This is a genomic window from Streptomyces sp. NPDC006365 (assembly GCF_042870755.1).
GTDB classification, from domain to species: Bacteria; Actinomycetota; Actinomycetes; order Streptomycetales; family Streptomycetaceae; genus Streptomyces; species Streptomyces xiangluensis.
Window position 1 is genome coordinate 182646 of sequence record NZ_JBIAHS010000012.1, and the last position, 25419, is coordinate 208064.

The window sequence follows — 25419 nt, forward strand, 5'->3', positions numbered from 1 at the left end:
ATCCTGCCGGAAGCCTGTCGGCGACCTCCGCGCATGCCAAGGCGTGACGGGCTGCTTACCGTTTCTTTAGCAGGGCCTAGACTCCGGTGCGTACAGATCGTCGAGCACGGCGCATCGCACGGCGCACATCAGGACGCGCACGAGGTCATACGCGGTCATACGAGGTCAGGGAGCGAGGGGCGGACGTGCCGGAACCGACCAGGGGCGCGGGAACCGAGGCCGCCGGGATCACGGTCGCGGCGGACTACTTCCAGTCCTACTCGGTCGTCGGACTGCTCGCCGTAGTCGGCGTGCTGTTCGTCGCCGTCGCCTTCGGAGCCGGGCGCCTGCTGCGGCCCGTCGTCCCGACGCCCGAGAAACTCCTGACGTACGAGTGCGGAGTCGACCCCGTCGGTGAGGGCTGGGCCCACACCCAGGTCCGCTACTACGTCTACGCCTTCCTCTACGTGATCTTCGCCGTCGACTCGATCTTTCTCTTCCCCTGGGCTACGGTCTTCGCCGCGCCGGGCTACGGGGCGACGACGCTCGTGGAGATGTTCATCTTCCTCGGCTTCCTGGCCGTGGGACTGCTGTACGCATACAAGAAGGGCGTCCTCACATGGACGTGACCCAGCCCGAGCCCGTGTCCGAGCCGGAGCCTGTGCTGCTTCCGGAGCCGAAGCGCCTGGGTGCGCTCGCGCGTCTCGCCCCCGAGCCGATGAAGGTGGTCCTGAACTGGGGCCGACGCTACAGCCTGTGGGTCTTCAACTTCGGCCTCGCCTGCTGCGCCATCGAGTTCATCGCCGCCTCCATGGCCCGGCACGACTTCATCCGTCTGGGAGTGATTCCGTTCGCTCCGGGGCCGCGTCAGGCCGACCTGATGGTGGTGTCGGGGACGGTGACGGACAAGATGGCGCCCGCGGTGAAGCGGCTGTACGAACAGATGCCTGAGCCCAAGTACGTCATCTCCTTCGGCGCCTGCTCCAACTGCGGCGGGCCCTACTGGGACTCGTACTCCGTGACCAAGGGCGTCGACCAGATCATCCCGGTCGACGTGTACGTCCCCGGGTGCCCGCCCCGTCCCGAAGCGCTGCTCCAGGGCATCCTCAAGCTTCAGGAGAAGATCGCCCGCGAGTCGCTGGGGGAGCGGTACGGGTCCGCTCACGGGTCTGACCGGTACGGGCCCGCCGGCGCCCGGCCTTCCGCGGGCGCGCTGCAGAGCGGGCTGGTGAAGCCGCCGGTCACGGCCGGGGAGGAGGGCGAGCGGTGACCGGCTGGCTGCCCTCCCCGGTGGAGGAGCTCTTCGGTACGGAGGCCACGGCCGAGGAGTCGTACGAGCTCCTGACCGTCGACGTGCCGCCCACCGCCTGGATCTCCGCACTGGAGACCGCGCGCGGCGAGCTCGGCTGCACGTATTTCGACTGGCTGAGCGCCGTCGACGAACCCGGCATGGGCTTCCGCGTCTCGGCCCATGTGGTCGCGCTCGCTCCGGTACGCCGTCTTCTCGTGCGGACGACCGTCCCGCACGACGCCCCCGTACTCCCTTCCGCCGTCGACGTCTACGCGGGCGCCGCCTGGCACGAACGCGAGACCCACGAGATGTTCGGCGTCACCTTCGAAGGCCACCCGGGGCTCGCGCCGCTGCTCCTCCCGGAGGGCTTCGAGGGGCACCCCCTGCGCAAGGACTTCGTCCTGGCGGCCCGCGTCGCCAAGGCCTGGCCCGGCGCGAAGGAACCGGGGGAGCCTGCGGCGGGTACGGCACACGGCGGCCCGAAGCGCCGCCAGATGCTGCCACCGGGCGTCCCCGATCCGAACGAGTGGGGCCCTCTGAAGGGTCAGCTCCCGCCTGCTCCCGCCCGCCCGGCCCGCGGCGCTGCTCGGGCGGCGGGCGAACGCCCGGCCCGGCGGGCTCGCACAGCAGGGGAGGGTTCGGCGAGCCAGGCCCCGGCTTCGGGTGCGCCCGCTGCGGGTCCGGGTACGGACGCGGCGCCGGAGGGCAGGCCTGCGGGACGCCGGGCGCGCAGCGTGAGCGAGGGCTCGGCGACACAGCGCACGGAGGCGACACAGCGGACGGAGGGGGCGGAGGCGGGCTCGGCGGGTGCTCCTCCGGCCTCGGCTTCGGGTGCCGAAACGCCGCCCGTGGCGTCGCGTCGCTCCCGCAGCGCCGGCGAGGGCTCGGCGTCGCAGCGCGAGGCGTCAGTTGCTCCCCCGGCTGATCAAGCCGGCAGCGAGCAGCCGCCCGGAGGCGGTCGGCCCGCCCGCCCGGCGCGCGCCCGCAGTACGGACGCCCCATGGCACCACGCGCGCCCCGCCTTCGACGACGCCGATCAGCAGCCGCCCACGGGGCCGTCCACCGAAGAGTCGCCAGGGGGGGAGTCGCCCACTGAGGATCGACTCCCGCCCGAGCGGCAACCGGACGACGAACCCAAGGCCAAGGCTCCTGAGGAGACGCAGGCGGAACCCTCCGAGGCCCCGGAAGCCCAGCACCCCACCGACGACAACCCCCCAGGAGGCCCGCAGTGAACGACGTGCTCGACGTCACCCTGCGACTCCTGATGGTCTTCGTCGTGTTCCTCACCTTCCCGCTGATCGTGGGCCAGACGGAGCACAAGGTGATGGCCCATATGCAGGGCCGCCTCGGCCCCATGTACGCGGGCGGCTTCCACGGCTGGGCCCAACTCGTCGCGGACGGCGTGAAGTTCGCCCAGAAGGAAGACGTGGTCCCCGCGGGGGCCGACCGCCGCATCTTCCAGCTGGCCCCCGCCGTCGCCCTTCTCCCATACCTCCTCGTCCTCCTCGCCATCCCCATCGGCCCGGGCGAAGGCGCCGTCGGCGAGGTCATCGACGCGGGCATCTTCTTCGTCCTCGCCGTGATGGGCGTGGGCGTCCTCGGCTCGCTCATGGCGGGCTGGGCATCGGCCAACAAGTTCTCCCTTCTCGGCGGCCTCCGTACCGCCGCCCAGCTCCTCGCGTACGAACTCCCGATGCTCCTCACCGCGGCCTCGGTCGCGATGGCCGCGGGCACGGTCTCGCTCCCCGGCATCCTCGATGCCTTCGAGTGGTGGTGGCTGCCCTGGCAGATCGTCGGCGCGCTCGTCTTCTTCGTGGCCGGCCTCGCCGAACTCCAGCGCCCTCCCTTCGACATGCCCGTCGCCGACTCGGAGATCATCTTCGGCGCGTACACCGAATACACCGGCCTACGCTTCGCTCTCTTCCTCCTCGCCGAGTACGCCGGAATCATCGTCCTGTGCGGCCTGACCACCGTCCTTTTCCTGGGCGGCTGGCACGGCCCGTGGGGCGCCGACGGCCTCGGCTGGGTCTGGACTCTGCTGAAGACCGCGGTCCTCGCCTTCCTCGTGATCTGGCTGCGCGTCACCTATCCCCGTCTCCGCGAGGACCAGCTCCAGAAACTCTCCTGGACCCTCCTCGTCCCTTTGTCCCTCGCCCAGATCGCCCTCACCGGCGTCGTCAAGGTGGTGATCCAGTAGCCATGGCTGAGTCCCTCCCGCCCACTCGGTCCCGCATCCCCGGCAGCGGCCTCGCCAAGGGCCTGGCCGTCACCCTGCGCACGATGACGAAGCGCGCGCACACCGCGCAGTACCCGGACGCCCAGCCCGAACTCCCGCCCCGCAGCCGCGGCGTCATCGGCCTCTTCGAGGAGAACTGCACGGTCTGCATGCTCTGCGCCCGCGAGTGCCCGGACTGGTGCATCTACATCGACTCCCACAAGGAGACGGTCCCGCCCGCCGCCCCCGGAGGCCGCGAGCGCAGCCGTAACGTCCTCGACCGCTTCGCCATCGACTTCGCCCTGTGCATGTACTGCGGTATCTGCATCGAGGTGTGTCCTTTCGACGCGCTGTTCTGGTCCCCGGAGTTCGAGTACGCGGAGACCGACATCCACGAACTCACCCACGAACGCGACAAGCTCCGCGAGTGGATGTGGACCGTCCCGGCCCCACCGGCCCTCGATCCCTCCGCCGAGGAACCCAAGGAACTCACCGCCGCCCGCAAGACCGCCGACAAGCTCGCCGCCGAACAGACAGCCCGGGCGGACGAACAGGCCCCCGGGGCGGAGCCGACCTCGCCGCAGGAGGGAGAAGCGTGAGCCTCGCCGCCGTCGCCGCCGCATCGCCGGCGACGACCACCGCCGCCGAAACCAACTTCCTCTCCCCGACCGGCGTCGAGATCGCCTTCCTCCTCGTCGGCCTCGTCACGCTCGGCGCGGCCGTCGTGACCGTCACCACCAGGCAACTCGTCCACGCCGCCTTGTGGCTGGTCGTGACACTCGGCGGCCTCGCCGTCGAATACCTCCTGCTCACGGCCGAGTTCATCGCCTGGGTGCAGGTCCTCATCTACGTCGGTTCCGTCGTCGTACTCCTCCTCTTCGGTCTGATGCTCACCAAGGCCCCCATCGGCCGGTCCCCGGACGCCGACTCCGGCAACCGCTGGGCCGCCCTGACCGTCGCCGTCGCCGCGGCCACCGCCCTCGTCTGGGTCGTCGTCGACGCCTTCCGGACAACCTGGATCGATCTGGACGGCGCCGCCGCCGGTTCCACCGCGGACACCGGCGCGAGCCTGTTCCGGAGCTGGGTGCTCCCCTTCGAGGCACTCTCCGTCCTGCTGCTCGCCGCCCTGGTCGGCGCGATCGTCCTCTCCCGCAAGGCAGCCGCCGGCGATGGCCCACCGGGCGACACGGCACCCGGCACCCGGCCTTCGGGCAAGGAGGCCCCCACGGAACAGCCCGCGGGCCGGACGACCCCCGGCGAACAGCCCACACAGCCCTCGGGCAAGGCACCCAAGGAAGGTGCCCGCTGATGCATCTCGCCTATCCCGCCGTGCTCTCCGCCCTCCTTTTCTGCACGGGCCTGTACGGAGTCCTTGCGCGTCGCAACGCGATCCTGGTCCTGATGTCCGTCGAGCTGATGCTCAACGCCGTCAACCTCAACCTGGTCGCCTTCGACGTCTGGCTCAGCAAGACCGCCCAGGACACCCTGCACTCCGGCCAGGCCCTGACCCTGTTCACCATCGCCATCGCCGCCGCCGAGATCGGCATCGGCCTGGCGATCGTCCTCGCCGTCCACCGCAACCGGGGCACCTCGGACATCGACAAGCTCCGCGACACCGCCGAGACCGACGACGGTGACGACAGCGACGACGCCCCCGGATCCGCCGCGTCCACGACGGCCGAGAAGGCTGAGGCCACCGCGTGACCACGACCACCCTCGCCGTTCTCGTCCCCCTCCTTCCGTTCCTGGGCGCCGCGGCCGGTCTGCTCCTGGGCCGCACGGCACCCGGCTTCGTACGTCCTCTCGCTGTCCTGCCCTCGCTGGTCTCCCTGGCGCTCGCCGTCGTCGTCGCCGTACGCCAGGGCGGCGACCAAGCCGTCGACGCCGCCACCGAGCTCACGCCCACCGGCTCGGTCCCCATCGAACTCGCCCTGCACATCGACGGCTTCGCCGCCCTCGTCGCCGTCCTGGTCGGCGTCGTCGCCTCCTGCGTGCAGATCTACTCGACGGGCTACCTGCGCGACGATCCGCGCTACCCCTCGTACGCCGCTCTCGTCTCCCTCTTCACCTCCGCGATGCTGCTCGTCGTCTACTCCGGCGACCTGATGGTGCTCCTGGTCGGCTGGGAGATCATGGGCATCTGCTCCTACTTCCTCGTCGGCCACTACTGGGAGACCCCGGAAGCACGCGCCGCCTCCCTGAAGGCCTTCCTGGTCACCAAGCTCGGCGACATCCCCTTCCTGATCGGTCTGTTCGCGCTCGCCGCCGACGCCAGCTCCTTCCGCATCAGGACCGTCCTCGGCACGGTCGCGAGCGGCGGACTTGACCATCCGACGCTGATCGCCCTGCTGCTCCTCGCCGGTGTGGCGGGCAAGTCGGCGCAGTTCCCATTGCACACCTGGCTGCCCGACGCCATGGCGGGCCCCACACCCGTCTCCGCGCTGATCCACGCCGCGACGATGGTCGCCGCCGGTGTCTACTTCATCGCCCGGCTCCTTCCGGTCTTCGCCGCCTCCTCGGCTGCGCTACTCGTCCTCGCTGTCATGGCCGCCGTCACGATGGCCGGTTCGGCGCTCGCCGCGCTCGCCCAGGACGACATCAAGCGCGTCCTCGCGTACTCGACGATCGGCCAGCTCGGCTACATGACCGGCGCCCTCGCCGTCGGCGACCGCGGTGCCGCCGTCTTCCACCTCCTCTCACACGGCGCCTTCAAAGCGCTGCTGTTCCTCGCCGCAGGCGTGATCATCCACGCCGCCGGCACCAACTCGCTGGCCGCCATGTCCCGCATGAAGGACCTGCGCGCCCGCGTCCCCGACGCCTACTGGACGATGACCGTGGCGCTCCTGGCCCTCGCCGCGATCCCTCCCTTCAGCGGCTTCTTCTCCAAGGAAGCCGTCCTGGGCGCCGCCGAGCATGCCGCCACCGGTCACGCCGAGGACATCCCCGGTGCCGCGGGCTGGATCGTCCTCGTCGCCGGCCTGGTCACGGCCCTACTCACCGCCGCGTACGCGATGCGCCTGTGGCTGCTCGCCTTCCGCGGCCACGGAGCCGAAGCCCCCGACCACGGCAGGCAGCCCCTCGCCATGAACGCCGTGCTGTGGGTGCTCGCCGTTCCGTCGCTCGCCTTCGGGCTCACCACCGGTCTGCTGCCCGACTGGTTCGACGGACGCGAACTGACCCCGACCCTGACCACCTCCGTACTCGGCACGGGAGTCGCGCTCGTCGGCGGCATCGTCACGTACGGTGCCTGGCGTCACACCACCGCGCTCGCGGCCCGCGTCCCGCTGGGTGCAGTCGCGGCCCACCCCGAGGGCGACGCCGGACTCGTCGAGGCCGAGGCGATCGCCAGCCATGCGCCCGCGTACGGAGACGTGGCCTCCGCGCCCGACCCGGCGGACCCCGGACGTCTGCTCCTGGGACCGCTGCACCGCCACGCTGCCGTCGGCTTCCACCTCGACACCGTCTACGCGGCCCTCTTCGTCCGCCCGGTCCAGGCCGGAGCCACGCTCGTCCGGTTCCTCGACCGCGAGGTCGTCGACACCTACGTACGCGGCGCGGGCGCGCTGCCCCGCCTGCTCGGCGCCGCCGTCCGGCGCGCCCAGACCGGCAATGTGCAGACCTATGTGAGCGCCCTGCTCGCCGGCACCGTCGTCCTGGCGGTCGCCGCCCTCCTCGTCGCCACCGCGGGAGCGTGAGCAGGCGTGATCGATATCAGCGAGTCCGTGATGCAGTTCCTTCTGGCGTTCATCGTCGTCGGCCCGCTCCTCGGTGCCGCCGCCGCTCTCCTGCCCGCCCCGCCCGGGCTGAAGGGGAAGTCCCCCGAACAAGCTGTGCTGCGCCACGGCGTGACCGTCACCGGCGCCGTGCTCATCGCCGCGATCGTCCTCGCGCTCGGCTTCGACCACGACCAGCCGTCGAAGATGCAGGCCACGACGGACATCAGCTGGATCCCTGCACTCGATGTGCGGATCCACCTCGGCACCGACGGCATTTCCCTCCCCCTTCTGGTCCTGACCGCGCTGCTGACCTTCCTCTGCGCGCTGTACTCCTACTTCAAGATGCCTTCGGGCCCGACCCCGAAGGCCTTCGTCGCACTGCTGCTCGTCCTCGAGTCCGGCACCCTCGCGACCTTCGCCGTCCTCGACCTTCTGCTTTTCTTCCTCGCGTTCGAGATGGTGCTCATCCCGATGTACTTCCTCATCGCCCGCTGGGGCGGTGAGCAACGGACCCAAGCCGCTTGGAAGTTCATCCTCTACACACTGCTCGGCTCCGTCGTCATGCTGCTGGGCCTGCTCCTAGTCGGGCTCAAGTCCGGCACATTCGACATGGTGGCACTCGCCACTGACAACGTCCGGTCGCTGACCGCATCCGTGCAGGTCATCGCCGTTTTGGCAATCGGAATCGGGCTCGCGGTCAAGACGCCGATGTGGCCGTTGCACAGCTGGCTGCCGGACGCGCACACCGCCGCGCCGACCGTCGGCTCGGTCTTGCTGGCCGGTGTACTGCTGAAGATGGGTACGTACGGGTTCGTCCGGATTCTGCTGCCCATCACGCCGGACGGGATGCGGACCTTCGCGCCTTACCTCGCCGCCTTCGCCGTCGTCGGGATCATCTACGGATCCCTCGCCTGCCTGGCGCTCGCCAAGCAGGGCGCGAAGGGCGACCTCAAGCGCCTCATCGCGTACTCCTCCGTCGGCCACATGGGCTTCGTACTCCTCGGCATCGCGACGATGACCCCGACCGGCGTGAACGGCGCGCTGTTCGCGAACATCGCCCACGGCCTCATCACCGGCCTGCTGTTCTTCCTGGTCGGCGCGCTCAAGGACCGTACGGGCACGACCGACCTCGATGCACTCGCGGAGAAGTCCGGCGCCGCCCTCTACGGCAAGGCCCCGCGCTTCGGCGGTCTGCTCGCCTTCGGTGCCGTCGCCTCGCTCGGGCTGCCGGGCCTCGCCGGGTTCTGGGGCGAAATGCTGGCGCTGTTCGGCGCCTTCGATCCCGCCGACGACCTCAGTCGGCCCGCGTTCCTGACGTTCATGGCGATCGCCGCATTCGGCACCCTCCTCACCGCCGCGTACATGCTCATCGTGGTACGCCGCGTCTGCATGGGCGTCGTTCCGCAGGACAGCCCCGGGCTCGCGGACGTCCAGACGTACGAGTTCGCCGCCTGGACCCCGCTCGTCGCCCTCACCGTCGTCGCCGGACTCTGGCCCAAGGCTCTCCTCGGTCTGAGCGACCCGGCAGTGCAGCAGCTCCTCGCAGGAGGCACCCGATGAGCAGCCTGGCCCAGCCTCTGGCCCAGTCCCTGGTCCAGTCCGTCGACTGGCTCGCGATCGCCCCGCCCACCCTCGCGGCGGTCGCCGGCCTCGCGGTGCTCGTCGCCGACCTCTTCGTGGGCGACGCCAAGAAGGCGCTGCTCGGCTGGGCCTCCGTCGCGGGACTCGCCGTGTCCGCTCTTATGCTGCTGCCCCTCCTGGACGGCGACCGCTCCACCTTCTGCCTGACCGGCGACCCAGACGTCTGCAGCTATACGGCGGACCGCTTCACGCTCGTCATACAGTTCCTGGTCCTCGGCGGAGCCCTCCTGGCTGCCCTTCTCTCCGTCACGGCACTGAAGGACGCCAACAAGGAACTCCCCGAAGGGGAGTTCTGGTTTTTGCTGCTCTCCTCGGCCGCCGGCGCCGCCCTGCTCCCCGCCTCCCGCGACCTGGCGACCCTGATCGTCGCCCTGGAGGTCGCCTCGCTGCCCGCCTTCGCTCTGGTCGGCATAAAGCGCGGCAACCGGAAGTCCTCGGAAGCGGCCCTGAAGTTCTTCCTGTCCTCGGTCACCGCGACCGCAGTGAGCCTCATGGGCGTCAGCTTCGTCTACGCGTCGACGGGCACCCTGTACCTCACCGAGATCGCCACCAAGATCCAGGACGTCGACGGACAACTGCACACGCTCGCCCAGGCCGGCGTCGTCCTCACCCTCGTCGGCTTCGCCTTCAAGACGGCCGCCGTGCCCTTCCACTTCTGGGTGCCCGACACCTACGTAGGGGCACCTTTGCCGGTCGCCGCCTATTTGTCAGTCGTCGGCAAGGCGGTCGGCTTCACCGGGCTGATCCTCGTCACCGTGATCGCCCTCCCGTCGTACGCGGATGTCTGGGGACCGGCGCTCGCCGCCCTCGCCGCGCTCACCATGACGATCGGCAACGTCGGCGCCCTGCGGCAACAGGCCACGCGCGCGTACAGCGCCGTTCGCCTGCTTGCCTGGTCCTCCGTCGGGCAAGCTGGCTACCTCCTGGTGCCGATCGCTGCCGCCGCGTATTCGCAGGACGCCGAGAAGGCCATCGGCTCCACCGTCGCGTACGCCCTGATGTACGCCGCCGTGAACCTCGGAGCCTTCGCCGTTGCCGCCCTGGTAGCCCGTACGAAGCCGCTCAACCGCATCAGCGACTACCGCGGCCTGTACGCCTCGCGCCCCCTCTCCGCGCTCAGCCTGGGCTTCTTCCTGCTCTGTCTGGCAGGCCTGCCGCCGGGCATCATCGGCCTCTTCGCCAAGGTCACCGTTTTCTCGGCGGCTGTGAACGCGGGCCTCGGCTGGCTAGCCGTGGTCATGGCCGTCAACGTCGTGATCGCGCTCTTCTACTACCTCCAATGGACGACGCTCCTGTTCCGCGCTCCCGAAGGAGAGCCCGAGAGGCACCGCGTCCCGGTCCCACTGACCGCCGCCATCGCACTGACCGCGGTCCTTGGAGTCGCCCTCTCCGGAGCACCCCAGTTGGTCCTGCGCTTCTCGGACACCGGCCTCTTCTGAGCCGCTGACGGCATCCGGCACGCGCGCGTGGGGCACCCGAACCGCACGCGCGCGTGTCAGGCGTTGCCGCACTCACCCGGACGGCCCACCCGCGCCGCCGCGCGCACAAGGGAACTAGGGCTTCCTGCCTGGCGTTGACCAGTGAGGGAGGGTCCACTGGACCGTGGAAGCACGGAATCAGTGACAGAGATCAGCAAGCAAAGGGTTCCCCTGCCGCACAACTTGGAGGGCGTACCGTGCACCGCCGGCACAACGGGCTCAGGACCGCCGTACTCCTCGGGGGACTGTCCGCACTCATCATCGTCATCGGCAGCTTCTTCGGGCGTATGGGCCTCGTCGTCGCGCTGCTCATCGCGATCGGCACGAACGCGTACGCGTACTGGAACAGCGACAAGTTGGCGCTACGCGCGATGCGCGCGCGCCCGGTGAGTGAGTTCGAGGCCCCGGCCCTCTACAGGATGGTGCGCGAACTCTCCACGCAGGCCCGCCAGCCCATGCCCCGCCTGTACATCTCACCGACCGAGGCACCCAACGCGTTCGCGACGGGCCGCAACCCGCGCAACGCGGCCGTGTGCTGCACCGACGGCATCCTGCGGATCCTGAACGAGCGTGAGCTGCGCGGCGTCATCAGCCATGAGTTGAGCCACGTCTACAACCGCGACATTCTGATCTCGTCGGTCGCCGGCGCCCTCGCCTCCGTGATCATGTTCCTGGTCAACTTCGCCTGGCTGATCCCGATCGGCCGCTCCGACGACGACGAGGGCCCCGGCCTCCTGGGCCTGTTGATGATCATGATCCTGGGTCCGCTCGCCGCCTCCTTGATCCAGCTCGCCATCAGCCGCTCCCGGGAGTACGAGGCCGACGCGTCAGGCGCTCAGCTCACCGGCGACCCGCTGGCCCTCGCGAGCGCCCTGCGCAAACTCGAAGCGGGTACGAAGCAGCTTCCGCTGCCCCCCGAGCCGCGCATCGAGACCGCAAGCCACATGATGATCGCGAATCCCTTCCGTCCGGGTAAGGGGATGTCCAGGATGTTCTCCACGCATCCGCCGATGGCGGAGCGCATTGCCCGGCTCGAGCAGATGGCAGGTCACCACCAGTGAAGACGATCCTGAACGTCATATGGCTCGTGCTGAGCGGCTTCTGGCTGTTCCTCGGCTACTTGTTCGCGGGCGTGCTGTTGTGCATCACGATCATCGGCATCCCGTTCGGCATCGCGGCTTTCCGTATCGGCGTCTATGCCCTGTGGCCGTTCGGACATACGACGGTCGAGCGTTCTGGTGCGGGCGCGGCCTCCTTCATCGGCAACATCCTGTGGCTGATCCTCGCGGGCTGGTGGCTCGCCCTCACCCACATCGTCACCGGTGTCCTCCAGTGCGCCACGATCATCGGCATCCCCCTGGGGATCGCCAACTTCAAGCTGATCCCGGTGTCGCTGGTCCCCTTGGGACGCGAAATCGTGCGTACGGACCAGCCGTTCGCGACGTCTCGCTGGTAGAGCGGCGCGCGGGTGCGGCAGCCGAAATACGCCTTGGCGGCCTATGACGTCGAGGCCGAGGACGACGAGATCTGGGCCCTGTGCGCGGACGCCGAGAACCTCTTTGGCGATCCGCGTCCTCCCGCGCGCGCGACGTACGCATTGCTGGGCTGCGCACCCGAAGGGGAGTTGAATACCGCCCTGGCACGCGCGCGGGCCGATGGCTCGGCGCCGCTCGGCTTCCTCGCTCTGCAGATCCTCGACAAGAAGGGCGAGCGGGTCGACGAGTGGTGCCTGGAGGACGTACGTGTCCTCAGCGACCGCCCGTGCGTGCGAGACCTGTCGCTGCTCGACATCACGATTGAGGCGCGCCAGTCCCCGCACAACTCGTTCGACTATCCGCAGTGCCCGCCGCTCTCCCCGGGCTACCGGCTGCTCGGTGCGGAGGACACAGAGCGGGGCAGCTGCCGGGATCTGGCATACGTCGAGAACAGCAGACCCGACCTCGTCGAACCGTCCGTGCGGCTGCTCGGCTGTTCTCCGCAAGGAGCCCTGCGTACGGCGCTGAACGCGGGCGAGGAAGACCTCGGGCACGCCAAACTGGTCCGCCTCGACGCATCCGGCCGCGCCATTCAGTGCGCCGTCGAGGGCGAGCTCATCGCGTGGATCCCATCCGGCCGCGGCCTGGTGGACCTCACGCTGGAACCGTGGTCCGAGCGGCCGCCGAACGCTGCCCGGGAGGTCTGGGAGCTGTGGGACGACGGACGCCCGGCTCGGCCCAACTCCTGGGCGCGGTGCGGCACAGAGGGACGCCGCTACTGGCTCAACACGGTGCGGGACAACCATGTCGCGCACAAACCGGACGCCGCACCCGGCGGTACGTACCACCTCGACGGCTGTCACATCACCGACGAGCCCGGCTTCTTCTGCGCACTCGGCGAGGCGGTGAACGGCCCCGGGGGCTACTTCGGCTGGGGTCTCGACGCGCTGGCCGACTGCCTCTGCGGCGGCTGGGGAGCCGGCTGGCCCTTCAACCTGGTCTGGCACGACGTGGAGGTCGCACGCACCTGCCTCGGTCTCACGCCGCGCATCGACAACCGGCCCTGGACCTTCGAAGAACTCCTCGAATTCCTTGCGGCCAAAGGCATCCAGGTCCACCTCGCCTAGCGCAGCACTACCTATCCACAGCCTGGTTATCCACTGCGCGCCGGATTGTCAGTGGCGCCGGGCGCACAGGGCGGCGAGGTACGCCGACGACATCGCGTTGCAGTACGTGACGACGGCGGCGGGTACGCCCAGGCCGAGGAGCAGCCCGGAGCCGGCGGCATGCGCCGCTGGCCCGAGAGCGGCGAAGATCCCCGCGCCGACCATCGCCCCGAGGCCGATGACCACGGCGTCGCCGACGTGCGAGCGTCCGCCGCAGCTCCGCTTCGGGCTGTGGCGAGCCGACGCGGCCAGAACCGGTCTGCGTCATGAGTGGCACCCTACTGATCAGTGCAACCGGTTGACGCCGCACGGGCGTCCTCCCCAGCAACAACACACGATCAACGGCAAGAACCGCAGTACATGCGAAGCCGCGAACAACAGCACATGAGCGGCATGAGCACAGCCTTGCGAGAGCAAGATCACAGCACGGGTACAGCACGGAGGGGCAGGTTCACGGTATGGGCATCATCAGCTGGATCATTCTGGGGTTGCTGGCCGGCGCCATCGCCAAGTTCCTGCTGCCTGGCCGCGATCCGGGCGGCTTCATCGGCACGACGCTCATCGGCGTCGCGGGCGCGTTCATCGGCGGCTGGATATCCGCCCGCTGGCTGGACAACCCGATCACCAAGGATTTCTACGACGGCGCCACCTGGGCCGCCGCGATCGGCGGTTCCCTCGTCCTGTTGGTCGCCTATCGCATCCTGTTCGGCCACTCGCGCAACTGAGTAGACACCCTCAAACCGCAGCCAGCGGGCGGGAAGGGTGGGCATCTGAGGGCGCCCACCCTTCCCCGTACGCGCAACGAGCGTGATGTCACCGGTAGTTCACGAACTGCAGCGCGAAGTCGAAGTCCTTGCCCTTCAGTAGTGCGATCACGGCCTGCAGGTCGTCGCGGTTCTTCGAGCTGACACGCAGCTCATCGCCCTGAACCTGCGCCTTCACGCCCTTCGGCCCCTCGTCGCGAATGATCTTCGCCACCTTCTTGGCGTTCTCCTGGGAGATGCCTTCCTCGATGGAGGCGAAGATCTTGTACTCCTTGCCGGAGAGCTGCGGCTCGCCCGCGTCCAGGGCCTTCAGCGAGATGCCGCGCTTGATCAGCTTGGACTGGAAGACGTCGAGGATGGCCTTGACCCGCTCCTCGGAATTCGCCTCCATCAGGATCTTCTCGCCGGACCAAGAGATGGAGGCGCCCACATTCTTGAAGTCGTAGCGCTGCGAGATTTCCTTGGCGGCCTGGTTGAGGGCGTTGTCGACCTCCTGCCGCTCGACCTTCGAGACGATGTCGAAACTGGAGTCGGCCATGTCCTGTGGCTCCTTGTATCGGGGTGCGTTGGGCGGCCGTCGAGCCCGGCATCGGTCCCGGCCGCATCCGCATAAGCCTAGCCACCCCCCACCCTCCGAGTGCCGATCAATCGGGTGGCGAAGCACCCCTGGGCATCGGGTATCGTTTACGTCGTTGCCACGGAGCACCGCCGAAAGGCGGTTCGAAGGGCAACAACCCCAGGCGGTGTGCCCGAGCGGCCAAAGGGAGCAGACTGTAAATCTGCCGGCTCAGCCTTCCCAGGTTCGAATCCTGGCGCCGCCACACGGAGAGAAAGGGTCCGTGACCAGCGTAAATGCCGGTCACGGACCCTTCTTCTGTTTCATGATCGGTGGGTAGTGGATTCACGTGGAATGCCCCACTGTGTCTCACCCTGATTCGCGTGCTGACCAGCGTGTGTGGGGCAGCTGTGGGGCAGCTCCATACGCGCATCAGCCCCTCAGGGCGCGCTCGATTCGGGCGTTTGCCGTGGCTGCGGCGTTGTCCAAGCACTTGGCGTAGACGCGGAACAGCACGGCGACGCTGTGGCCGGCACGCTGAGCTACTACCTGCGGCTCCACACCCGAGCTGAGCCAGGTGGACACAGCGGCGTGCCGAAGGTCGTACGGTCGCTTGGCCAGAGGTGAGGCGTACTGGGAGCTGGTCAGCGCGCGGAGTCGCGCCTCGGCCCATACCTCGCCGTATCCGGTGTCCTGGATGAGCCCGCCTCTGGAGGTCCGAAACAGCCTGCCGTCGGACGCCGTGCCATATGCCGTGACGTGCCACCGGAGCAGCGCGACCAGATCGGGCGGGATGGGCACCACCCTGACGGCCTTCCGGGGTCGGTGCTTCAGCCCGCGCTTGTCGTGCGGAGTCGACGTGTCGGTCCACGCGGCCCCAGATCTGGGCCGCGTCTCGCGGAGACGCAGGGTGCCCCAGCCACGGCGCGGAAGGTCGCAGTCCTGTTTGCGCAGCCCGATGACCTCGGCCGGTCTCGCTGCTGCGAAGTACATGCACCCGAAGAACGCCACCAGGTGGCGCCCCCGAGGGCTCTGTGTCCGCACGGCGTCGAGCAGCGCTGCAGCTTGGCGAGGGCTCGGCACGTACGCCGGATCCACCTCATCTGTGACCTGCTCCGGGGCTTTCCACTGCACCTGCGGTAGCGGGTTGCCGGTCAGGCGCTCTGCGTCGACCGCGTAGCCCAGGGCGTTGTGGAAGATGGCTCGCTTCCTGCGGATGGTGCTTGCTGCCGCCGTGGTGCCGTCCAGTCGTCTGGTCAGTGCGTCGAGTGCTGCGCGGACCTTCATCCGGTCCGCGAGGGCGGAGGTGGGGAGCGACTTCCGCTCGAACCAATCGAGCACCTTGGCCACGTCGGTCGGCGGCTCTTCGCTCTGGCGCTTCATGTTGAACGCCCAGCTGTACAGGGCCCTTCGAACGGTGCTCGGGTCCGCCATGCCCTTGGTGTCCTTCACCAGGACGGGCGTCACAGTCGCCATGGCCTCTGCGAGCGTGCGACGCGTCGAGCCGGGGGAGTGGGGCCACTTCATGGCGATGTACTCGCGAGCATGCTGGTACCAGGTCACATCGTTCCGGTCTCGCAACTCTTTGGCGGGCACACCGGATTCCTCGTCGAACGGCTCGCCAGCGTGCACGGCGCGCAGCAACTCCGCCCGGCGGCCCTCGGCGAGCGTCTTCGTCTTGTAGGTCTGGGAGTGCGGGGTCTCGCCGGTCTTCCAGCGGAGTTCCGCTGAAGTCTGCCCCCGGTCCTTGCGCTGCCGGACGGCCCAGATGCGTACGTCGTACGTCATGCCCATGAGGGGCCTTTCGAATGAAGCGGGGCCCGGCTCTCGCCGGGCCCCTGGGTGGTCAGTTGGCGGCTGTGTCGAGCTGGCTCCACCACTCGTCCAAGTCGGCGCGGCTGACGCGGAGATGGCCGTTGGGGAGCTTGCGGAGGCGGGGAGCTTGGCCGCGAGCGCGCATACGGTAGAAGGCGGCGCGACTCATGTCGATCTCGCGGAGAACTTCCTGGAGCTTGAGCATCTGGGGGCGTGCCACAGTCGACTCCTTCGAGGTTCGGGCATGGCGGGGCTTGGCCCGGTCGGGCCGTGACTTCTTGAGCTGCGCAGGGCGCGTGTGTCCGAGGTGCGGATTTCTGCGTCATTGCGTCATCAGCGGCACACGGGCCTCTGACCTGCGGTTTTGCTTGACGCAGTGGTTTGCGGGTGCGTCATCCGTGCGGCATGGGCTGCGTCATCGCGTGACGCAGATGACGCAGGATGACGCAAGGGCCGGTGTCTGCGTCATGGCTGTAGCCGCAGGTCAGGGGCCGTCTTGGCGTCGGCGTGACGCAGATGACGCAGCGTTTTCCCTCTTAGGAAAAAAGGAGGGGGTGTCTGTTGTGGGCGGGTGCCGCTCAAAGAGCGAAGAAGGAGCCGCTTCGCGGCACGTCCTTTGGGCGGCGCGTTGCGCCGAACAGCAAGAGGAGCACCTCGCGGGCGCTGGTGCTCTTCTTGCTTGTCCAGGCGCGCGGTCGCGGGTCAGAACGCCCGCGTGTGCTCGTGTGGGGGCGGGGCTGCGACGCGGGTCATTTCGAGGTAGCGGCCCGCGCTGGTGCGGCCCGAGTCGATCAGGACGCCCCTCGCGGCCAGGGTTGGCTGCAGCCGCTTGAGACGGTCGGACAGCACCTTTCCTGTGGTCGGCCACCCCTTGGGCAGAGGACGCAGCCCGTCGCCGTTGTAGAGGCCGCTCAGGAGGTGCAGCCACTCGGTGGACGTCATCCTCTGGTCCGTGCCCGGAGTAAGGGTGTTGGCGTGCCTGAGGACGGTCTGCGCGAGCAGGTCGCCTTCGATCACGTCGTCGTTCAGGTCGTCCAGACTGGCCCGGTACGCCGCGAGAGCCCCAAGGCCGGTTGCGGCGTCGAACTGCGCACACAGGTGCGCGAAGTCCGCCATCCGCAGGTCCGTGGGGGTCTCCGCTTCGGATGCGCGGACTTTGACCGTGAGGTCCAGGAGCGAGCCGAGCACGATGGGAAGGATCTCCTCGTACTCCGCCCACAGCTCGGCTTCCGTGCGCCGGACTTTGGGGCGCTCCAGCCGCAGCGTCAGGAGCCGTTCGGCGAGGTCAGGGCGGATGACGCCGACGTCGATCCCGGTCAGCAGGAGCGGGCGGCGGTAGCCGACACGGAAGACGTCCCCGTCGGTGAACAGGGCCCGCTTCACGTTGTCGGCGCCGGTGACGATGCAGCACATCGCGTCGGCCAGGTCCGGGGTCATGTGGGAGAGGTTGTCCAGGGCCGTGACCCACCCGGCTGACACTGCAGCGATCAGGTTCTCCTCGTCCTTCGGGGCACGCCGCAGGTCGCCGCTCATGCCCTCCACGATCCGGATCAGCATGCGGCCCCCGGTGGACTTGCCCGCGCCCTGCGGACCGGTGAGGAAAGGGGCGGGGACGGGCACGGACGGCCCGAGGCAGCCGATCAGCCAGGCGATCGCCAGGCATTCGGTCTCGGCGTTGGCGAAGTTGCACAGCCGCATCAGCAGGTCGATGCCCTTGCCGTCGGTGTCCTTGGCCGGCAGGGGCAGTTCCCCGGTGAGTTGGGTGCGACGCCAGGACACCTCGCGCGGGTCGGGGACGGTGATGTCCCAGCCGGTGGGGTGGATGCGGACCGACTGCCCGTCGTCGCGGCCCAGGTCCAGCCACGTCGCCCCGTCGAATCCGGGGGCGACGCGGATGTGGACGGGCTGGACGTCCTCGCTCAGCGCGAGTGCTTCGATCAGGTCCAACGCCTCTTTGAGCGCGGTCCCGTTGAACACACCGAGACCATCGCGGAAGAGACCGACCATGAGTTCCTGGCGGTGGCTGCCCGTGGTGCCCTGGGAGCGGATCGGACGGGCCACGGGGTGGCCCTTGCGCTGCGCGTACACCACCCCGTCGGGGGTGCGGAAGTACCGGAAGTGGGCCTGCGCGTAGTCGGTGATGACTTCGCGGGCCGGTGTCTTGTCGTCGTCGGTCATGGTCACAGTCCCAACCTGGTGCGGGCGTTGGTCCACGCGTCGGTGCAGTGCCGGGGGGATTCGCCTTTGGCCTGCGCGGCTGTGAACAGCCGCGCGACGTGGGTCTCGGTGAGGCAGCCGCACCGGCCGTGCGTGGACAGCACGGCGAGGAACGTGCTGAAGACGGTGGCGTGAACCTGGCTGCGGGCCGCGCTGATGCGCTGCTCGGCCATGGCGATGCCACGCTCCAGGTAGGCGGGCGTGCGGTGACGGCACTCCCCGCCTCCGGCCCCTGCGGGCACGGTGACGGCCTGCGCAGCCGGCCGGGCCGTGGCGGGCTCCCTCACGACCAATGCGCGGACGACGTCCGGCAGGGGCGTCATGGTGCCGGTGCCGAAGCCGAGCCAGCGGGCGTAGGCCATCGTGGACTTGATATCCACGCCGGGCCGCACGGCGTTGGCCGACCGCATCGGCCCTAGGTAGAGCCAGTGCTCTCCCCGTGTGGTGGGCACGGTTTGGGTCGCAGGCAGGTTCTCGCGAGCCCATGCGACCGCGTCGGCGTCGTCGAGATCGACGACGGTGAGCCCGGCCCCGCCGGGGTGGTAGGCGACCGCAGCCGCTTGTACCCATGCGCGCCGCCAGACGCCGGACTGGATGACGTCCGGGTCCGTGGTCGCGGCGGCCCATGCGTGGCACGGGCCGGGGCAGGTGCAGGGCCCGGCGGTCTTCATGTTCGGCCGGCCGCCGCACGCGTTGCCCGCGCACCTGCGGCAGTTGCCGAACGGCACCTTCCCCACCCGCAGGGGCAGGACCGGAATCCGGGAAGCCGCCAGGTCAAGGGCGGTGCGCAGGTGCTCGTTCATGCCGCCACCCCCAGCGCCGCGCGGGAGACGAGGAAGGCACGGCCGATGTACTCGCTGTAGGCGGGCGGGATGGCCTCGGTCAGTTCCTCGCGCACGTCGGTCCACGTAATGCCCATCGCGGCCTGAAGCTCCGGGATGGACGGCTTGCCCCCGCCATTGCCGTAGGCGGCGACGTACGGACCGTTGAAGTACTCGCCGTGCCTCCAGCCGCGCACGCGGCCACGGTGCGGGACATGCGCCGGCCGGGCGATGGTCCAGCCGCCGAGTTCGAAGTTGCGGTGGCGGATGACCCCGAGTCCGAACATCTCGCCGCACAGGGTCAAATCTTTTCGGATCTTCGCGCGGCCGTTGGGCTGCTCGATGATGTACGGCAGACCGGTCCGGTCCAGCAGTTCACGGGTGGGCGCCACGAGATCCTCATGGGTGCCGCCCCAACCGCGCGAGCGGTTCGTGCCCACGGTCAGCGCGCACTTGTCCTGGCACGGCGGAGAGGCGTGCACGAACGCGTACCGCTCGATCTCCCCCGAGGTGATCAGGTGGGCGAGGTATTCGAGCGCATCGCCCCGGTACTGCGGGAACGGGTAGTTCGGTCGGTCGGCGATGTCGACGCCGTCCACGTCGAACCCTGCGCGGTGGTAGCCCATGCCCGCGCCGCCGGCGCAGGAGAACACGTCCAGCGCGCGCGGCCGTGGGCCGCAGGGTCGCCGGATGTCGGTGGGTTGAGTCATGCTGGGAGACCTCCACAGGTCTGTTGTGGGCAGGTGGACAAGGGCGGCCCGGTCTTTGGCGAGAGGGGGCCGCCCTTGGCGTAGCTACTGGTCGGCGGTGAGGCTGCGGGCGTACTGCTGGCGGACGTAGGCGCGCGGGTCGCAGATCACGCCCGGCTGGTCGATGTCCAGCAGGAACAGGGCCGCCGCAACGGCAGTCTCGGTGTCGTCGTGGAAGCCGTCGCTTTCGCCGTAAAGGGCGATACGGTCGAGCAGGGCGGCCTTGCGCAGGTAGAACTCCCGCCCCAGTTCGGTAAAGCACTCGGCCGTGGCGAGGGTGCGTGCTGTCCAGCCGATCTCGCTGTTGAGGCTGGGGGCGTTGGCGTACGCCTGCTCAGGCGTGGGCCAGGACTCGGAGACGGTGCGGTGGTCGGCCCGGACGTAGAGGCGGTTCCGCGTGCGGTCACGGGTGGGGTAGACGGTCACGGTGCCGGTGGTGAACGTGCTGTCCAGCGCGGCGACGACGCGGTCTGTGTCGGACGGGTCGCAGATGACGCGGATCTCGAACACGGTGGTCCTTTCTGGAGTCAGGCGGCGATGCTCACGCAGCCTCCCGGCCGGGCAGGAGCATGCCGTCGTCGGTCCTGCGGAGGGCTCCCGTGGCCGTGAGGGTCTTGATCTCGCGGGACACGGTGCCCTTGTTGATTCCGGTCCGGTCGGTGATGTCCCGCAGGGTCCGGGCGCCCTCCTGAACGGCTCGCAGCACCCGGTCACGATTCGTCTCGACACCGGCCGATGCAGGCACAGCAGCCGTGGCGGCGGTCGGCTCCTTGACCAGGCGGAGCGTGCCGCCGGACGGTCGGGAAGGCCCGCGGTGCCAGGTGGGCCGCTCGGGGAGGGCGATCACGTCTGCGGGGGAGAAGGCGCGGGTGCTGATCGGGTGGGGCTTGGCCTTCGGCCCGGAGCGCAGCATCGCCACGCCGGGCATGGGCAGTTCGTGCGCGTGCCAGCCCTTCTCGGTGGCGTCCTCTCCGAAGACGACGCGGGACTCACCGGAGGTGGACAGCGCGAGTGCGGCCCGGTAGGTGATCTGCGCGCTGATCTGCGGGTCGATGCCGCCCTTGGCGTCCATCGTGGGCTTCTGCGTGGCCCAGATCAGGATGATCTCGGCCGCGCGTGCCATGCGGGCCAGCGTGCCCAGGTTCTCCATGATCTGCGACCAGTCGGGGTCGCCCGGCTCGCCGTCGCTGCCCTTGGCCCGCTTCTTGCGGGCCATGGTGATGACTTCGGCTCCCTCGTCCACGAACACCGTGATCCGGGGCCGCTCTTCGGAGATCTCAATCGTGTCCCGACCGCGCGGGATCAGGGCGAGCCGCTCGTGCATCTCGGCGACCAGCTCGTCGGTGACCTCCAGCACCTCATCGATCGTGATCGCGGTGCGGGCGCGGTGTTCCCAGTTGATCGCCTCCACCCGCTTCGGGTCGATGACCACCAGGCGGTGATCCGGCGCCTCGGACGCCTCGGCGAGAAGAGCGCGGGTCGACCAGGACTTGCCCGAGCCGGAGGTGCCCGCAATGAGCATCCGGCGCCCGAGCGGGACCATGACCGGCTCGCCCGTGACCGTGTCGACGCCCCACGGGTCGCCCGGCGTCCAGCCGTTCAGGTCGATGCCGTCGGCCGCGCTGCGGGTCCGCAGCGTGATGGTGGCGCGGTCGCCGTGGCTGCCGGAGGTGATCTCCATGCGCAGGTCCGTGCGAGCCCCGATCAGGGCCCGGATCTCGTCCGCCTTGGCGCGGAACGTCTTCGGCGTCCACCGGCCGTCCAGGCGCACGTGCGAGACCAGCCCGGCCGGGGTGAGCTTGGCCGGGGTGGGCACGGTGCCCGACAGGCCGCGGGCGTCGGCGTTGGGCACCCAGAACGACGGATCCAGCCGGGAGGCAAGCCGCCGCTCCTCTGCGGTCATCCCGTCATCGAGGCGTACCGACGGCTGACGGCGACCCAGCCACAGACCCGCCACGTTCAGCCCGATCAGCCCGACGGACACGGACGCCGGCCACAGCGTGAGCGCGTGGGCGGCCTCCGACATCAGCCACGAGGCCAGCCCGCTCGGCACCGTGTGCGCGACGTGCGCCTGCACCGCGCGGGCCGCGAGGGTGGCGGGGTAGTTCTTGCGTGCCGCCTTGAGCCCGGTCCGTGCCTGGCTGTGGTGCTGGCGGGCGGCCTTGTGCGCGGTGCGCGCGGCCCGACGGTTCGCGGACAGCGGGTTGTTGGACGCCTTGCGGGCCGCGCTGCGCTGGTTGCGGGCCATCGCTGCGGTGGAGCGGGCGGAGTTGTGTTCCCGCTGCGCCGCCATGAGCGCCTTCAGGTTCTCCGGCGTCCGCATCTGCGTCCGACGCTCCGCCTCGCGGTCCCACCATGAGGCGAACGGCGCGCACATCGGCGCGAGTGAATCCAGTGCGGTGTTGGTCGTAGTGGTGGTGGTCGACCATGCTTGCTTCCAGTCCACGAAAGGGTCCTCCAAGACCGTGGATGAGGGCCGGTGCGCCGTCGCGTGGCGTCACCGGCCCGCCCGATTTGCGGTAGTTGGCACTGTCGGTTGCGTCGACAGCGCCGGTTGAGCCCCGCAACCCGCGTCTGACCTGCGAAGTTGCAGAGTTGCGCCGTTCCGGGGAGAGGGGCCCTACGCGCACGCGCGCGTAGGGCGGTGGAAAACGCGGTCACGCAGCGTCTCCATGGGGGCATGGCCGGCCGTTCACGACCCTCGGGGTCTTCCACCCCACGCGAGCGGGTCCAGACGCTCTACGGGCCGCCTACGGCCCCCGCCCCGCTCGGCCCTCAACTGCCCTTGGAGCGGGCGAGTTTGAGGGTGAGGCCGCCGATACCGACGGGTCCGGCGGTCTGGGCGATGACGGTGACCGTGTGCGCGGCAGCGTCGAGCAGCGCGCACAGGGCGGCCACCAGTCCCCAGCCACCCATGGCGGCTGCGCCGGCGATGACGACCGGGAACAGGTAGTGACGCAGCGGCCGGCCGGCCGGGTCGGTGGTGTGGACGACGATGACCACGGGCTGTCCGGTGGCCTCGGCACGGCGGTAGTCGTCGGCGGGAATGTGCGGGGCGATGATCCCCAGCGGGTCACGGTGGGCCATCACGCCTCCTTTGGTAAGCCGTGGCCGTTGCGCGGGCCGGCGGGCGAAGAGCTGTCGGGGAAGGCGCACAGCACGCACATGCCGAGCGAGCGCGGCATGCAGTAGCCGTAGGTGATCTGGCACTTGGGGCAGGTGCGGCGGGCGAGCATCGCCAACGCGAGCGCACCCCACTTGCGCGACGTCATCGGCCGCACCGGCTTGGCCAGGTCCTCGCGGTAGAGGTAGGCGACCCGGACGTTTCCGGCGCGCCGGTTGAGGACCATGAGCTGAGCGGCGATCGGCTGCCCGCCGGGCCGCAGGCCCTTGGCCCGCAACTGCCGGCGGGTGGCGTAGCCGTCCGGAGCCATGCGCCACGGGTAGGTGGGCACGCCGTAGCGGGCCCCGGTCGGGTCGAAGCACTTGGCGTAGGCGGTCTGCATCAGTCACCGCCCACGGCCACCAGGTGCGGCCGGTCGGAGCCATCAGCAGCGTCGCGCAATTCCTGGTAGCGGGTGGAGACCCAGCCGACCGACCAGCCGCACAGTTCGGCAGCGGCCCGCACCGGCAACCCAACCTCGAACGCGGCCTGAACGGTCGCGCGGGCCCGCTCCTCGGGGAACTTCTCGACAGCGGGTCCGGCGGCCAGCAGCGCGGCGCGTTCACGCTCCGCTCGCTCCTCACGCTCGGCCCGTTCACGGCGTTCACGCTCAGCACGCTGCTGCCGCTCCTGTTCACGCTCGCGCTCAGCGCGTTCACGCTCCTCGCGCTCGGCACGCTCCCGAGCCTCAGCCCGCTCGCGCTCCTCGCGCCGGGCCCGCTCCTCCCGCTCAGCTTGTTCACGGGCCAAGCGGGCTTCGTGCTCACGCTGTTCACGCGCCAGCATCGCGGCGTGCTCGCGCTCCTCACGCGCCATCCGCACCGCAGCCTCACGCCGCTCGACAGCCGCCTTCTCGCGCGCCTCCCGCTCCGCCTGCTGCTTCTCCTCCAGCGCGGCAACGGCGGCGGTGATCGCGCGCCGGTAGGCAAGCCCGGTCTCGGCTGTGACGATCAGCAGCAGCGGCGCGACCGCGTGCACAGCCACGCCCACCAGGTCTTTCCTCAGCGCGGAGTCCGCGACATTGAGCGCGAGGGTCATGCAGCCGGTCATCCAGCGCAGGACCACCGGCCACTTCCCGCCGTCGCCACCAAGCCGGGCGAGCACGGCATCGAGGCGGACCACGATGACGACAGCGGCGTCCACCACGAGCGGCAGGATCGGCGCCGTCCAGTCCCACTCATCCGGCGTGTGCTCGGCCGCGAGCGGGGTGACGGTGAGAATCGAGTACAGCATCGCGCCCGCCACGATCAGCCACGTGCCGGCCGACAACGCGCGCTCCGCTGAACGGATCTGGACGGCGTTCACGCGCTCACCCCCGACCATGAACGGACCCGGATCGCGGCGATCAGCACGACCGGGGAGGCGGGGTCGTCGGGGTTCTCGCTGTCCTCGGTCCACGTCCACTCGGCGCCCGGTACCGGCTCGAAGCCGAGCACGCTGAGCGCGTTCGTACGGTCCGTGAACGTGGGGACCGTGCGCCCGAACCGGTGCTCGGGCCACCTCTCGGTGGTGTTCAGCAGGACCACGTACAGACGCCAGCGGCCGTGACGGACGGACATCTGCGCGGTGAATTCCCGCGCGGTCTTCTGCCCGCTCACGCCGCACCCCCCGGCAGCATCGCGCCGGCCGCCCGGTTGGCGAGCGTGCGACGCTCGGCCAGCAGCTTGCGGTGCGCCCGGCGGATGCGCCGCGCGTCCAGCTCGGTCGGCGTGCGGTCGATGGTGATGATCTGCGCGTCCAACAGCTCCATCTCGGCGCGGATGACGGGCATCTCGCGCTCGATGGTGTCCAGCTCCGCGTCCGTGGGCTCCATCCACGGCTTGAACGCGGTAACAGCGTCCTGAACAGTGACGATGTGTTCCATGGGTCGTGTTCTCCCTAGCAGGTAGCAACGGCCCGAACAGAGCCCCCGGTGTTCGCGCACCGGGGGCTCACGCCGTTGAAGTCGGAATCTCCGGCTCCCCTCAGCGCTGCTCGTACGAGACGAGCAGCGGAGGCAACCGGCGCGGCAAGGCCGCGGAGGTCGATGCACGGCGTTCGCCGCGCGGTCCGTCTTTTCGACTCGGGGAGACGGGGCCCACCTATTCAGTTCTCAAGGAACGACCAGCAAGGGGCTCCCATGGAGGCGAGCACTCCCAGACCGGCATCACACGCCACTGCGTGGTGTGTATTACCTACCACTCACGTTGGCATAGGGATTCCGCGTCGTCAAGCGCTCTGGCTTTTGATCTGGGATCCGCCTGCCGTGCGGCGGTGATTCAAATATCGCCAGGTGGAGGGCAGTTCGGGAGCGTGTACTTGGGGGTGCACTTGTGCACTCCCGTGGGCTATCTCCCCACTCACTGGCCCTGACCTGCGTAGAGTGACAGTGCG

General features: G+C 69.6%; 27 protein-coding genes, 1 tRNA gene and 1 pseudogene. 15 read left to right on the forward strand and 14 right to left on the reverse strand.

Annotated features, from left to right (window positions below; translation table 11 throughout):
- Positions 1-185: 185 nt before the first annotated feature.
- The 13 genes from ACFYO0_RS29420 (at position 186) to ACFYO0_RS29480 (ending at position 12922) form a co-directional block, all read left to right on the forward strand.
- The gene (locus ACFYO0_RS29420; protein ID WP_386340782.1) at positions 186-608 is read left to right on the forward strand and encodes an NADH-quinone oxidoreductase subunit A; all 423 of its coding nucleotides are present in this window, start codon (positions 186-188) and stop codon (positions 606-608) included.
- Positions 599-1249, forward strand: coding sequence for an NADH-quinone oxidoreductase subunit B (locus ACFYO0_RS29425; RefSeq protein WP_388682060.1), 651 nt, complete (start codon positions 599-601; stop codon positions 1247-1249). The genes ACFYO0_RS29420 and ACFYO0_RS29425 overlap by 10 nt, the downstream gene beginning before the upstream one ends.
- On the forward strand, positions 1246-2502 hold the full coding sequence (locus ACFYO0_RS29430; protein WP_388682063.1) for an NADH-quinone oxidoreductase subunit C: 1257 nt from the start codon (positions 1246-1248) through the stop codon (positions 2500-2502). Before ACFYO0_RS29425 ends, ACFYO0_RS29430 begins: the two co-directional genes overlap by 4 nt.
- On the forward strand, positions 2499-3467 hold the full coding sequence (locus ACFYO0_RS29435; RefSeq protein ID WP_388682066.1) for an NADH-quinone oxidoreductase subunit H: 969 nt from the start codon (positions 2499-2501) through the stop codon (positions 3465-3467). Before ACFYO0_RS29430 ends, ACFYO0_RS29435 begins: the two co-directional genes overlap by 4 nt.
- Before the next feature lie 2 nt (positions 3468-3469).
- Entirely contained in the window at positions 3470-4084 is a 615-nt protein-coding gene (locus ACFYO0_RS29440) for a NuoI/complex I 23 kDa subunit family protein (protein ID WP_388682069.1), read from the forward strand.
- On the forward strand, positions 4081-4794 hold the full coding sequence (locus ACFYO0_RS29445) for an NADH-quinone oxidoreductase subunit J (protein WP_388682072.1): 714 nt from the start codon (positions 4081-4083) through the stop codon (positions 4792-4794). Before ACFYO0_RS29440 ends, ACFYO0_RS29445 begins: the two co-directional genes overlap by 4 nt.
- Positions 4794-5189 (forward strand): NADH-quinone oxidoreductase subunit NuoK, encoded by a 396-nt coding sequence (gene nuoK / locus ACFYO0_RS29450; protein ID WP_388682075.1) that lies wholly within the window; start codon positions 4794-4796, stop codon positions 5187-5189. Before ACFYO0_RS29445 ends, nuoK begins: the two co-directional genes overlap by 1 nt.
- The gene (locus ACFYO0_RS29455; protein WP_388682078.1) at positions 5186-7180 is read left to right on the forward strand and encodes an NADH-quinone oxidoreductase subunit L; all 1995 of its coding nucleotides are present in this window, start codon (positions 5186-5188) and stop codon (positions 7178-7180) included. The genes nuoK and ACFYO0_RS29455 overlap by 4 nt, the downstream gene beginning before the upstream one ends.
- Positions 7181-7186: 6 nt before the next feature.
- The gene (locus tag ACFYO0_RS29460; protein ID WP_388682081.1) at positions 7187-8761 is read left to right on the forward strand and encodes a NuoM family protein; all 1575 of its coding nucleotides are present in this window, start codon (positions 7187-7189) and stop codon (positions 8759-8761) included.
- The gene (locus ACFYO0_RS29465; RefSeq protein ID WP_388682084.1) at positions 8758-10281 is read left to right on the forward strand and encodes an NADH-quinone oxidoreductase subunit N; all 1524 of its coding nucleotides are present in this window, start codon (positions 8758-8760) and stop codon (positions 10279-10281) included. Before ACFYO0_RS29460 ends, ACFYO0_RS29465 begins: the two co-directional genes overlap by 4 nt.
- A 236-nt stretch (positions 10282-10517) precedes the next feature.
- Positions 10518-11381: a zinc metalloprotease HtpX gene (gene htpX, locus ACFYO0_RS29470; RefSeq protein ID WP_388682087.1), complete on the forward strand. Its 864-nt coding sequence runs from the start codon at positions 10518-10520 to the stop codon at positions 11379-11381.
- Entirely contained in the window at positions 11378-11776 is a 399-nt protein-coding gene (locus ACFYO0_RS29475; protein ID WP_388682090.1) for a YccF domain-containing protein, read from the forward strand. Before htpX ends, ACFYO0_RS29475 begins: the two co-directional genes overlap by 4 nt.
- Positions 11777-11788: 12 nt before the next feature.
- Positions 11789-12922 carry a barstar family protein gene (locus ACFYO0_RS29480; RefSeq protein WP_388682094.1) on the forward strand — a complete coding sequence of 378 codons (1134 nt, stop codon included), beginning with the start codon at positions 11789-11791 and terminating at the stop codon, positions 12920-12922.
- A gap of 66 nt (positions 12923-12988) precedes the next feature.
- Here the strand turns inward: ACFYO0_RS29480 and ACFYO0_RS29485 are convergent.
- Positions 12989-13229 (reverse strand): annotated as a pseudogene (locus ACFYO0_RS29485) (amino acid permease); the annotation flags it as partial.
- A 190-nt stretch (positions 13230-13419) separates the two neighbouring features.
- Between ACFYO0_RS29485 and ACFYO0_RS29490 the strand changes: the two are divergent.
- Positions 13420-13686 carry a GlsB/YeaQ/YmgE family stress response membrane protein gene (locus ACFYO0_RS29490; protein WP_328771051.1) on the forward strand — a complete coding sequence of 89 codons (267 nt, stop codon included), beginning with the start codon at positions 13420-13422 and terminating at the stop codon, positions 13684-13686.
- 88 nt (positions 13687-13774) lie between these two features.
- On the opposite strand, the gene ACFYO0_RS29495 is transcribed toward ACFYO0_RS29490, so the two are convergent.
- Complete coding sequence (locus ACFYO0_RS29495; protein ID WP_386340809.1) at positions 13775-14263, reverse strand: YajQ family cyclic di-GMP-binding protein; 489 nt, start codon at positions 14261-14263, stop codon at positions 13775-13777.
- A 201-nt stretch (positions 14264-14464) separates the two neighbouring features.
- Here ACFYO0_RS29495 and ACFYO0_RS29500 point away from each other — a divergent pair.
- Positions 14465-14546 (forward strand) — tRNA-Tyr (locus tag ACFYO0_RS29500).
- Positions 14547-14713: 167 nt separating this feature from the next.
- On the opposite strand, the gene ACFYO0_RS29505 is transcribed toward ACFYO0_RS29500, so the two are convergent.
- From ACFYO0_RS29505 to ACFYO0_RS29560, 12 genes are all read right to left on the reverse strand, one after another.
- Positions 14714-16075: a tyrosine-type recombinase/integrase gene (locus tag ACFYO0_RS29505; RefSeq protein ID WP_388682098.1), complete on the reverse strand. Its 1362-nt coding sequence runs from the start codon at positions 16073-16075 to the stop codon at positions 14714-14716.
- Positions 16076-16127: 52 nt separating this feature from the next.
- Complete coding sequence (locus tag ACFYO0_RS29510; RefSeq protein WP_388682101.1) at positions 16128-16316, reverse strand: helix-turn-helix transcriptional regulator; 189 nt, start codon at positions 16314-16316, stop codon at positions 16128-16130.
- 482 nt (positions 16317-16798) lie between these two features.
- Complete coding sequence (locus tag ACFYO0_RS29515; RefSeq protein ID WP_388682103.1) at positions 16799-18274, reverse strand: ATP-binding protein; 1476 nt, start codon at positions 18272-18274, stop codon at positions 16799-16801.
- Between the two features lie 2 nt (positions 18275-18276).
- On the reverse strand, positions 18277-19116 hold the full coding sequence (locus ACFYO0_RS29520) for a bifunctional DNA primase/polymerase (protein WP_388682106.1): 840 nt from the start codon (positions 19114-19116) through the stop codon (positions 18277-18279).
- Positions 19113-19844 carry a DNA methylase gene (locus ACFYO0_RS29525; protein WP_388682109.1) on the reverse strand — a complete coding sequence of 244 codons (732 nt, stop codon included), beginning with the start codon at positions 19842-19844 and terminating at the stop codon, positions 19113-19115. The genes ACFYO0_RS29520 and ACFYO0_RS29525 overlap by 4 nt, the downstream gene beginning before the upstream one ends.
- Before the next feature lie 84 nt (positions 19845-19928).
- A complete protein-coding gene (locus ACFYO0_RS29530) occupies positions 19929-20393 on the reverse strand; it encodes a hypothetical protein (RefSeq protein ID WP_388682112.1) in 465 nt (154 codons plus the stop codon).
- Between the two features lie 31 nt (positions 20394-20424).
- Positions 20425-22329: an FtsK/SpoIIIE domain-containing protein gene (locus ACFYO0_RS29535; RefSeq protein WP_388682115.1), complete on the reverse strand. Its 1905-nt coding sequence runs from the start codon at positions 22327-22329 to the stop codon at positions 20425-20427.
- 329 nt (positions 22330-22658) lie between these two features.
- Positions 22659-22970 (reverse strand): hypothetical protein, encoded by a 312-nt coding sequence (locus ACFYO0_RS29540; RefSeq protein ID WP_388682118.1) that lies wholly within the window; start codon positions 22968-22970, stop codon positions 22659-22661.
- On the reverse strand, positions 22970-23389 hold the full coding sequence (locus ACFYO0_RS29545) for an RRQRL motif-containing zinc-binding protein (protein WP_388682121.1): 420 nt from the start codon (positions 23387-23389) through the stop codon (positions 22970-22972). Before ACFYO0_RS29545 ends, ACFYO0_RS29540 begins: the two co-directional genes overlap by 1 nt.
- Positions 23389-24351, reverse strand: coding sequence for a DUF2637 domain-containing protein (locus tag ACFYO0_RS29550; protein ID WP_388682124.1), 963 nt, complete (start codon positions 24349-24351; stop codon positions 23389-23391). Before ACFYO0_RS29550 ends, ACFYO0_RS29545 begins: the two co-directional genes overlap by 1 nt.
- Positions 24348-24644, reverse strand: a complete 297-nt coding sequence (locus ACFYO0_RS29555; RefSeq protein ID WP_388682127.1) for a DUF6303 family protein — start codon at positions 24642-24644, stop codon at positions 24348-24350. Before ACFYO0_RS29555 ends, ACFYO0_RS29550 begins: the two co-directional genes overlap by 4 nt.
- Positions 24641-24910, reverse strand: a complete 270-nt coding sequence (locus ACFYO0_RS29560) for a DUF6284 family protein (RefSeq protein WP_388682130.1) — start codon at positions 24908-24910, stop codon at positions 24641-24643. Before ACFYO0_RS29560 ends, ACFYO0_RS29555 begins: the two co-directional genes overlap by 4 nt.
- Positions 24911-25419: the final 509 nt, after the last annotated feature.

What these genes read in the sequence shown, in the direction of transcription:
- ACFYO0_RS29465 (WP_388682084.1), top strand. Translation starts at nt 8,758, where the DNA reads ATGAGCAGCCTGGCCCAGCCTCTGGCCCAGTCCCTGGTCCAGTCCGTC.
- ACFYO0_RS29505 (WP_388682098.1), bottom strand. Translation starts at nt 16,075, where the DNA reads ATGGGCATGACGTACGACGTACGCATCTGGGCCGTCCGGCAGCGCAAG.
- ACFYO0_RS29425 (WP_388682060.1), top strand. Translation starts at nt 599, where the DNA reads ATGGACGTGACCCAGCCCGAGCCCGTGTCCGAGCCGGAGCCTGTGCTG.
- ACFYO0_RS29495 (WP_386340809.1), bottom strand. Translation starts at nt 14,263, where the DNA reads ATGGCCGACTCCAGTTTCGACATCGTCTCGAAGGTCGAGCGGCAGGAG.
- nuoK (WP_388682075.1), top strand. Translation starts at nt 4,794, where the DNA reads ATGCATCTCGCCTATCCCGCCGTGCTCTCCGCCCTCCTTTTCTGCACG.
- ACFYO0_RS29540 (WP_388682118.1), bottom strand. Translation starts at nt 22,970, where the DNA reads ATGGCCCACCGTGACCCGCTGGGGATCATCGCCCCGCACATTCCCGCC.
- ACFYO0_RS29525 (WP_388682109.1), bottom strand. Translation starts at nt 19,844, where the DNA reads ATGACTCAACCCACCGACATCCGGCGACCCTGCGGCCCACGGCCGCGC.
- ACFYO0_RS29490 (WP_328771051.1), top strand. Translation starts at nt 13,420, where the DNA reads ATGGGCATCATCAGCTGGATCATTCTGGGGTTGCTGGCCGGCGCCATC.
- ACFYO0_RS29560 (WP_388682130.1), bottom strand. Translation starts at nt 24,910, where the DNA reads ATGGAACACATCGTCACTGTTCAGGACGCTGTTACCGCGTTCAAGCCG.
- ACFYO0_RS29515 (WP_388682103.1), bottom strand. Translation starts at nt 18,274, where the DNA reads ATGACCGACGACGACAAGACACCGGCCCGCGAAGTCATCACCGACTAC.
- ACFYO0_RS29520 (WP_388682106.1), bottom strand. Translation starts at nt 19,116, where the DNA reads ATGAACGAGCACCTGCGCACCGCCCTTGACCTGGCGGCTTCCCGGATT.
- ACFYO0_RS29545 (WP_388682121.1), bottom strand. Translation starts at nt 23,389, where the DNA reads ATGCAGACCGCCTACGCCAAGTGCTTCGACCCGACCGGGGCCCGCTAC.
- ACFYO0_RS29440 (WP_388682069.1), top strand. Translation starts at nt 3,470, where the DNA reads ATGGCTGAGTCCCTCCCGCCCACTCGGTCCCGCATCCCCGGCAGCGGC.